General features: G+C 36.6%; 8 protein-coding genes and 2 pseudogenes. 1 reads left to right on the forward strand and 9 read right to left on the reverse strand.

All coding sequences use genetic code 11. The features are described 5' to 3' along the window. The 4 genes and pseudogenes from L634_RS31915 to L634_RS34510 all read right to left on the reverse strand — a co-directional run. A partial coding sequence (locus L634_RS31915) for a helix-turn-helix domain-containing protein (protein ID WP_157452472.1) occupies positions 1 to 200 on the reverse strand: 200 nt, incomplete at its 3' end. Positions 201 to 797: 597 nt separating this feature from the next. After that, positions 798 to 1,122: pseudogene (locus L634_RS31920) on the reverse strand (nucleoside triphosphate pyrophosphohydrolase). Between the two features lie 176 nt (positions 1,123 to 1,298). Beyond that, positions 1,299 to 1,364 (reverse strand): histidine kinase, encoded by a 66-nt coding sequence (locus L634_RS35030; protein ID WP_442852724.1) that lies wholly within the window; start codon positions 1,362 to 1,364, stop codon positions 1,299 to 1,301. A gap of 108 nt (positions 1,365 to 1,472) precedes the next feature. Next, positions 1,473 to 1,721 (reverse strand): hypothetical protein, encoded by a 249-nt coding sequence (locus tag L634_RS34510; protein ID WP_026585132.1) that lies wholly within the window; start codon positions 1,719 to 1,721, stop codon positions 1,473 to 1,475. Positions 1,722 to 2,159: 438 nt separating this feature from the next. Here L634_RS34510 and sigJ point away from each other — a divergent pair, with 438 nt between their 5' ends. Further along, positions 2,160 to 3,029 (forward strand): RNA polymerase sigma factor SigJ, encoded by an 870-nt coding sequence (sigJ, locus tag L634_RS0127300; RefSeq protein WP_026585133.1) that lies wholly within the window; start codon positions 2,160 to 2,162, stop codon positions 3,027 to 3,029. 120 nt (positions 3,030 to 3,149) lie between these two features. Here the strand turns inward: sigJ and L634_RS0127305 are convergent, their stop codons facing one another. The 5 genes and pseudogenes from L634_RS0127305 to L634_RS0127325 all read right to left on the reverse strand — a co-directional run. Beyond that, the gene (locus L634_RS0127305; RefSeq protein WP_026585134.1) at positions 3,150 to 3,626 is read right to left on the reverse strand and encodes a carboxymuconolactone decarboxylase family protein; all 477 of its coding nucleotides are present in this window, start codon (positions 3,624 to 3,626) and stop codon (positions 3,150 to 3,152) included. A 578-nt stretch (positions 3,627 to 4,204) separates the two neighbouring features. After that, entirely contained in the window at positions 4,205 to 4,528 is a 324-nt protein-coding gene (locus L634_RS0127310; protein WP_026585135.1) for a nucleoside triphosphate pyrophosphohydrolase, read from the reverse strand. Positions 4,529 to 4,558: 30 nt separating this feature from the next. Then, on the reverse strand, positions 4,559 to 7,039 hold the full coding sequence (locus L634_RS0127315) for a restriction endonuclease-like protein (RefSeq protein WP_026585136.1): 2,481 nt from the start codon (positions 7,037 to 7,039) through the stop codon (positions 4,559 to 4,561). Further along, a pseudogene (locus tag L634_RS31930) lies at positions 7,011 to 8,108 on the reverse strand (McrB family protein); the annotation flags it as partial. The pseudogene L634_RS31930 and the gene L634_RS0127315, both read right to left, overlap by 29 nt. Before the next feature lie 107 nt (positions 8,109 to 8,215). Continuing rightward, positions 8,216 to 9,062: IS3 family transposase (locus L634_RS0127325; protein ID WP_084028830.1), on the reverse strand; the 847-nt coding region annotated here is incomplete at its 5' end.

Raw genomic sequence — 9,062 nt, forward strand, 5'->3', positions numbered from 1 at the left:
TCTAGCCAGGCAAGTATCCAGTCTTTATAGTGATCTAGTTTTTTCTTCTTTCCCAAAGGCTGTTCAGTATAGGCTCTTGCTTCATCGAATGTCATTTCTAAATACTTATAGACAGTCGGTCTTGAGATCTTAAGCTCCTTAGCGATTTGTGCTACTTTAAACTTTCTCTTATGTAATTCCTGAATCTTTATATATAACACTAACTTCTCCTCCAAAATCCTAACCTCCAGTAAAATAACGTCACGATCTATTTTACTAAAGTAGTAGGTTGATTGAGCAAAAGTGTAAAATCTTATCGAGCAAAAAGTGTCAACTTTATTCTAGCGTTTACAATAGTGCTTTTTTACCAAATTGAGCGTAGCCAAAACCCCTTATTTTGGTTAATACCCCAACATTTGTCATAGTTCTCACCTCGCTGTTTATTATAAGCTCGTTGTCTGATTATTGTAAATTCTTTTTTTGAAGCATTGGATGCTGCGGATTTCTTTTGGATACTCTGTGTGATTTCATACTATTGACAGAAATATGGAATATCTTTATAATGCATTTCCATTTTGCATCTGGGATTATGGATGAGATTTAATCTTTAGACATTATATTCTTGTGACTTGTATCACATTAATTGAAACAAAATAATCCCTGAAAAAATTGTCACAATATATTCGAATTTTATATTTTTTTACATACGGCTCATAACTTAAAGGACAAGTTTGTTTCTTTTGGAGAAAAAGAAACAGTCCTAAATCGGACTGTTCCAAAAATGATATGTAACCTATTAGATTCGAATTTATTTTGTGTTACTCATCTTCGACCTCGATTAAAAAGATTTTTTCTCTAAAGCCCCTCTTTCTTTAGCCTTTTTACTTCGTATCTCTTCCACCTTCTCAATCGATGCACCATGATACACAGCAAGTACATGGATAATTTCCAGTAAATCAGCTAGTTCTTCAAGAGCTTCTTCATTCGTTTTCGTATTTATATATTCTTCTAGTTTTTCAAAACTCTTCTTCTTGAGTTCATTTATGAATTCTGAATCATCTAAGGTTCTAGATGAAAAAGTCTTTCCATCCCTTTTAATCATTTCTGGGATTTGGTCAGGACCAGTTTGTTGTACGCAGGCATTAAATCCTCTCCTAAAACAAAGTAAGTTTATTTATTTAAAAAGTGTAATTTCTTATGCCCTTACACCTATCTATACTCAAAGAAATTCATCCCTGGGTAATAAAAAAGCACAATGATGTTAGAAATAATTAACAATATAACGAACCAAAAATTTCCATAACTTGGATTTACTTTTTTTATTGCACGATAAGGGCGGTCAGCTTATGACCAACTGAATCATGGATTTCATGGGCAATCAGCACCCACTCCTCTTGCCTGGCAAGCTCCTCCTCTGAGACAGCTCTCCGTTTTAAATCGCGAAATTCACTGAAAATAGCCTCATGGCGTGCTTCCAGATCCAGCAGATGCTCCTATGATTTCTTATAATGGATAAGAGCTATAAAAAGGAAAAGGAGGTATATTGCTATTGATACTTGAATAAACAAATCTAAATTGCTATTTAAAGCGGTAATACCTAATCCGAATGCATCAATTGCTCCATTCGCTATACTGTATCGAAGCGGAAGGCGGTAAAAACCTTCTGCCATTAGAAGGGAAAGGATAAGGATCAGAAATGGGTTGAATTCTTCATTGTAAGGAAAGAGGACGGCAGTCGCCATTATGGTATTTCCCGATAAAAAAGAAAATAGCAAAATAGTCTTTTTTTCAATTAATGGAATGATAAAAAAGAGCAGGAATTAAAATGCCACTCCAAATATGTAAAATGGCAATTAGTTTATAGGAAGGTTAAGGTAAGCGATAGCAAACGGCCAAACAAGCACGTTTCAGGATCCATAGCCAGTAGGATTTCATGAAATGCCCCCGTTTCTTAAAGGGTTTACAATCATTTTATAACAAAATTAACCATATTTTAGGTATTATAAATAGAACAATTTCTTCATAAGGCAACACATATAATAAGAACGAAACAGGAAAAGTTATGTGCAAATTTCAGGGACGACCTTTGTCTTTGTCACAAAAACTCTCCTTAACTCGTTTTATTTGTGTAGCCTTTGCTGTAAATCAGCATTTGGCAGAATAAGATTGGAAGTGAAATGATGCAAGAAATGTACATGCAATATAAAGGATTGCTGTTTAAGCTCGCCTATCAATTGACAGGATCTGCCTCTGATGCAGAGGATGTTGTGCATGATGTTTTTTTGAAATTGTATGATGTTCCAATGGAGAAGCTATCTGAGCCTAAAGCTTATCTTTGTAAAATGGTCACGAATCGATGTTATGATTTACAAAAATCGGCACGCAAAAAACGAGAGCAGTATTTTGGAGAATGGCTTCCAGAGCCCCTGTTTCATTCGAGTTCGAATGATGACTCTATAGAATCAGTCGAGCGCGGTGATTTATTGTCCTATGCGATGATCGTACTGCTTGAACGGCTTTCACCAACGGAGCGTGTTGTCTTTGTCCTGCGTGAGGCACTGGGCTTTGACTATGAAGAAATTGCTGAGCTCACGGAAAAAAGCACGGTGAATTGCCGTAAACTGTTCAGTCGTGCACGTGCAAAAATGGGGATTACCTCTGAAGAGCTTGTTCATACTGAAACAGCCCCTAAAGAACTGATTACTGACTTTCTGGCAGCACTCAAACAGGGGAACATGAAGCGAATGGTATCTATGCTTGATCCTAATGTTATACTGGTCTCTGATGGAGGAGGAAAAGCAAAGGCTGCTATTTTTCCCATTAAAACTAGTGATCACGTTGTTCGCTTTCTCATGGGAACTGTACGCAAAGCATCAATGGTTGAGGGAGCGCAGCAAATTGAAATCAGTCAGATTAACGAACAACCTGCTTTTATACAGCGTTCTAATGATGGCATTCATACGGTGGGAATCATTCATACAGAGGGAAATTTAATCCGAAACATATACATTGTCCGAAACCCAGATAAACTGAAGCATACAGGGATATAAACAAAGACTACATCCGGGTTCTATTTATACGGAGACCGATAAGATGATTTCTTCCATCTTACCGGTCTTTTTTTTGGACTCAAGCTGTAAAAGCACATGAAAATTACGGGATTATACCACTCAAAGTCCAGCTTTAGTCAATCCAAAAGCTGTGTCAGCAGAACCCGGTACCCTTTTGAAAGCTATGCTGATACGGTTCCAGGCATTGATTGCCATGATGGAGAAGGTAAGATCTGATAGTTCTTTTTCTGATAGATGCTCACGAACACTGTCATAAATGTCATCAGGAACACCGTGTGCAGGCAGCTTAGTCAAAATTTCTGTCCATTCAAGCGCTGCTCGTTCACGTGGGCTAAACAGAGTGGATTCACGCCAAATCGGGATATGATAAAGGCGAAGCTCACCCTCGCCATGGATCTTTGCCTGCTTGATATGCATATCCACGCAAAATGCACATCCATTCATTTGTGAAGCTCTGATATGAACCAGATGAAGAATTTTCTCCTCAATTGAACTTTCCTTCTCCACATTGCTCAGTGCCATCATCTTGTTGAAAAATTCCGGTGAGTGCTGCATGTAATTAATTCGTTGTGTCATATTGTTGTACCCCTTTTCTTTTATAATTTAATTTTACTCGCATGTAATCTAAGACTATAACTTTTTGGACGATCTCAAAACTTAAGCTTGTTTAATGTTTCTGGCTATCATGGTTTTCTTTTTAGCATTCTACCTTGATTTGTTTCACCATCCTCTCTTGATCCCGCTCATAAATATAACGATGTTAGAAATTCTTTTGTGACATTCTAGATTGAGAAAAAATGATTTGAGTATAAAACTTGGAAGAGGTAATGAGGGCAGGTGCTTTAAACAATGATAAGAAAGAATAAAGTATCTTGTACTTATCTGAATATACTCATAAACACTTGGCTGCTGTTCATACAAAGCATCATATTGGAAGGATGCCAATTGGATAAAGAAATAGAGCCTTTTCCTTTACACAGTACCGATAAAAAAGCCACGTAAATAGAGGGTCACAATATTGTTGGATTCCATGAATTTAAGTAAACCCATAGATACGTTAGTAACTAAATATTAAATATAAAATGAAAAGACACCTCAATAGAAGTGCCTTTCAACATGGAATATTTTTTACTGTATCTGTAATAGATTTATCATCATTCTTCAACCTCAATCAAATAGATTTTCTCCTTAAAACCCCCACGCTTTTCAGCCTTTTGTTTCCTTAATTCCTCCACCTTTTCAATCGATACCCCATGAGTTTCAGCAAGTGCATGTACTACTTCAAGCAAATCGGCTAATTCCTCAATCGCCTCTTCATCATTATTCGTATTTAAATATTCATCTAATTCTTCGATACTCTTTTTCTTGAGTTCATTAATGAATTCTGACTGGTCAAGAATCCTTGTTGAATAGCTCTTGCCTGTTTCTGCAATGATTTCTGGGATACGATCACGAACTAGCTTGTTATATGTAGGCATTATTCCCCTCACCTAAATTGAATAGTATTCTTACTGCTCATTGCCTAAAAGGTTAATCAAGTCTCTAAATATGTAAGAAGGATTTCTTTGTATTGTAACAAAGGGTACAGTTTTTTGGTCACCATCACCTATCAAAGAAACTTCTCTATTTTCTTTATTAATTATTATCAATACATTTTTAATCCTATATTCCTCAACCTTAGTAGCCATATCAAGATTAGCTGAGTCAAGTTCAATGGATATTCTGTCCGAAACCCTTCTGAGCATTCTCCATAACGTTTTTTCTTCCTTCGATTTCATAAACAGTTCTGGAAGCTCTGTAGATTCTTTGATATTGGTTAATGTGGTAAGCATGTATTCGGCAATCCCATATCCTACAGGTTTGATGATAGGATAACAATTGATCCAATGTTCAACTTCAAATTGCATGTATCCATCGCTTCCTAATTTCTCCGGCCTAATATCCTTAACCCAGCCATAGCAAATGACTCCATTATGCTCTATTACACCATTTTTCACATAAAGAGCTATATACTTTGTCTCTTGCCATCCAGCTTTAAGTTTATTTACAGGAATCCGATAGGAGCCAGTCTGTTTATAGCTAATATATTCTTCTCGATCTCTAACAAGCCCAACAAGAACTTTCTCATCCAAACTGGAGTTCCATTCTTCTAATGTCCCCCTTGGTAAAATTCCTTCCTGCTGAATTTCCTCAGGGCTTTTTTCAATAAGTCTCTCCACGAATCTTTCAACTAGATCCGTTGCGTTCGGAAGAAAAGGCAGACCGCCGATATTAACTTTATCGATACTTTTATAGAAGTGATGACTCTGGTAGAGATCTTCATTAAACCAAGGGAACAGTACATAGGCTCCAAAAGCAGTTCTTTCATATGGCCCATCATTGTAGGCAACGATTGAATCTCGATAACGGTGCATGGTGTTAATATCATCCTCAAGCGGTCCGGGATGCTTATAACGGTTTTGATAATAACTTCCTTCTTGGGCGTAATCGATTCGATACTTGGCATCAAATACATAATTATAGGTAAAGTCTTTCCCCTTTTTAGCGATGCTGAGCATCGTATCTGGTTTTTGAAGAACTGTTGGCAAACCGCTTTCATATTTTTGGTAAGTCAGTAAAATCTCTTCTTTGGTATATGGGTGTTTGTATTTTCTTGTCGCAGATCGATTGGTTTGAAGATTTACAAACAAGCCTTCACGGTTTACCTGGATAATGTCCTGGCTCATAAGCTGATACTTTTTATCAAGGATTTGCCCAAGCTTCAAAAATGTCCAATATTCATAAAGTGTTGCTACATCCTTCACAGACATTTGATAAAGCTTTCCTTGAAGCATTAACCCTTTGGACACCGTCAGATAGATCTGAAAAGCATCTCGATAACCTGGTGCCATTTGCAGAACTAAACTAAGGATAGAGCGATCTAGCTTTTTTATTCCCTTCCAAAATGGACTTTTCTGCTTACCCTCCAATTGCTTAATCATTTCGATAATCTTATCTAAACGATCAGCATCAGGTTCTGTTTCCCACCTAGCGCTTCTATTAGTCAATGTCTCCAGTAAATCATAAAGCTTATCAGTTACCCGCTGCATCATCCATTTTACATATCGATTTTCTAAAGTATCAAAGGTAAGTTCCTTTTTTACGCGGAGACCTTCTGTTGGCATGAGTGTTTTGTTATTTATATTGATGCCATTTGTAACCTCTGTGAATAGGTAACCTCTTTTTTGCAAATTGCTTCTGCTTTTTGTGTCTAACTTATTTAATTGGTCTCCCCTAACCTTTTCATACGTTTTTTGAAGAAGATGATGAGGCTGCCGTTCAATACGGTTAATTGCCTGTAGAAACTGATCAAAATGCTTGCTGATTAAACGATAGAATTCACTTCTAGAAGGTTTACCATCAAGTTTCACCTTAGCCCCTAAAAAAGTTTTACGAATAAAATGAAAGGCAAGATTATATATTTCGTCGTTTACTTCTTCTAAAAGCTTTTTATAATCGTTTTTATAATCAAGCTTCGCTGGGAACACCTCTAATGTTAGCTCTAACAACTTTTCTTTGCCTTCTCTAATTTCAAAGGCTGTTAATCCTACTTCATTTTGAAACTGCAGGTTTCCCATTAACATGTACGTGCTGGCTATTTCCACCCTTGTTACGGATTGCCTTAATCCTGGATGCTCATGATAAAAAGCTAATTCTCTCTCTGTTTTAGGTATGACAATAATCTGATAAACTCCATTTTCAAAAAAAATGGGCCTCAGTTGAGTAGATTCTTGAAGCAATTGCGTTTCAATATCATAAATAAGTACTTGATTGATATGATCCCCATGAACAGAAAACTGCATGACATCATGATAATCCATGACACGATACTGCTTTAAACCTTCATACCTCTGGTGGTAAGGCTTCCCTTTAATAACAAGAGCAAAATCCTGAGTCTCAATCTTTACTAATTCAACATCGTCATGAGACCCAGAAGGATGTAAAGCCATCTGCCTTTAACCTCCTAAGCATCTCTATCACTTTAAGAGCACTTTTAGGATAGATTGCACCTTGTTCATCTAGTTGAATATCCTCCACATCCTCCTGAAACTCTGTATTTGTAAAGATCAGGTATAGCTCCCTTAATAGCTGATCGATTCTCGAGTCACTTCCGGAAAGACGCGGAAGGATTTTCTGAAGAATGCAATGATCAAATGCTTCCTCAAAAGTCATTAGATCACCCTCTTTGTTATATGCAAGATAGAAGCAAATCTCATCCCTCACCCGGTAACCAATATGTGCATTAATAAGTTGAAGTGATTTATTAATCCTCACAAGCTCACTAGTTACCTTTTCAATAATTTCGGTATCTATTTTATAAAGATCCTTCAAATGCAAATATTTTGAAGCCAGCTGACTTTGACCTATTTCTAATGGATCTACATCCTTAAGGTCTTGGAGAAAAGTTAAATTATCTAATTTAACTCGATTAAACTCAATCGTATTAGCACGGTCTAATACCTTCTTACTAAATGGGTGTGTGGTTTCATCCATATTAACGGTTCCAATTACATAAAGATTATTAGGGAGTGTGATCTCTTCTTTTGCGATCTCCTTAGATAACACTGTGGATGAAACAACCTTACCATCCTCCCACCTTCTGCTTTCCATGACACTGAGAATATCACTGAAATAGTACTCAACTCTGGCTAAATTCATCTCGTCTAAAAGAACAAAGTAAGGTAAGTCTGGATGCTGTTGTGCTGCTCTGATCCCTTTTGTTAAGGGTCCTTCTTTAAACTCACCCTTGATATCCACATATCCTAATAAGTCAGATCCGTCACTCCAATCGGGACGAACAGGGATTAAAGTAAATTGCCCATTTTTCTCATTCGCGCCTAAACTCTCAGCAAACCATTGAACCATTTTGGTTTTACCTGTACCAGAAATGCCTGATAGAATCACAAAAGGCTTGGTTTTTAGAGATAGAAATAAGTTGATAACTTCCTCTTTTGGGTAATAAAATCCTTTGCTTTGAATGTAGGAATAAATGTGATCAATTAAATCATTTGAGGGTAAATATATATTCTTTTTTTTCTCTTTAATCAATTCACGTTCCCCAACAGTTTGATAACTAATATGTTCTGTTCCCTCTTTAATAGAGATGATGGTAAGTCAACACTTAACTAGACAATTTTTTTAAGGTGTATTTGCTTATAATCAATCGGACTTACATAACCAAGTGTTCCATGGATTCTTATGTGATTAAACCAGTGGACATAGTCATGCAATTTCCTTGTTAATTCTTCTAAGCTATCAAAATGTTGACCTTTAACAAATTCTGTTTTGATAATTTTGAACGTAGCTTCAGCTACTGCATTATCATATGGGCAGCCTTTCATACTTAAGGATCGTTGAATATTAAATGTCTTTAAAGCATCATCAATCAACTTATTTTTAAACTCATTTCCACGGTCCGTATGAAAAAGTTGGATCTTATTAAGATCGACCTTGATAGATGCTAACGCACGATAGACGAGTAATGCATCTTTGTTTGGACCTGTACTGAAACCCACGATTTCTCGATTAAAGAGATCGACAAAGACACATACGTAATTCCATTTTTGATTGACTCTTACGTATGTCAAATCGCTTACGATTGCTGTCATTTCTTTTTCCTGGCTGAACTCACGCTTCAGTTCGTTTTTCTGTTCGGATTCATTACAGGATTTCGCATGTGGCTTAAATTGAGCTACTGTATATGAAGACACAAGACCCTGCTCCTGCATAATGCGCCCAATTCTTCTTCTTGAAACGATGAGACCGCGTTTCTTTAATTCTATTTTGATTTTACGTGTCCCATAATTTTGACGGCTGGCATGAAAAATGTCGATTACATCGGAGGTAATATTATCCTCTGGGTTTCTTTCTTTTGCTTCATAATAATAGCTGCTTCTAGGGATTTGTAGGACTTTGCACATTGCTGATATCGAGTATTTGTTTTGGTTATTCTTGATTACATTTACTTTCGTC

It is taken from the genome of Bacillus sp. J33 (genome assembly GCF_000518885.1).
Classification (GTDB): domain Bacteria; phylum Bacillota; class Bacilli; order Bacillales; family Cytobacillaceae; genus Cytobacillus.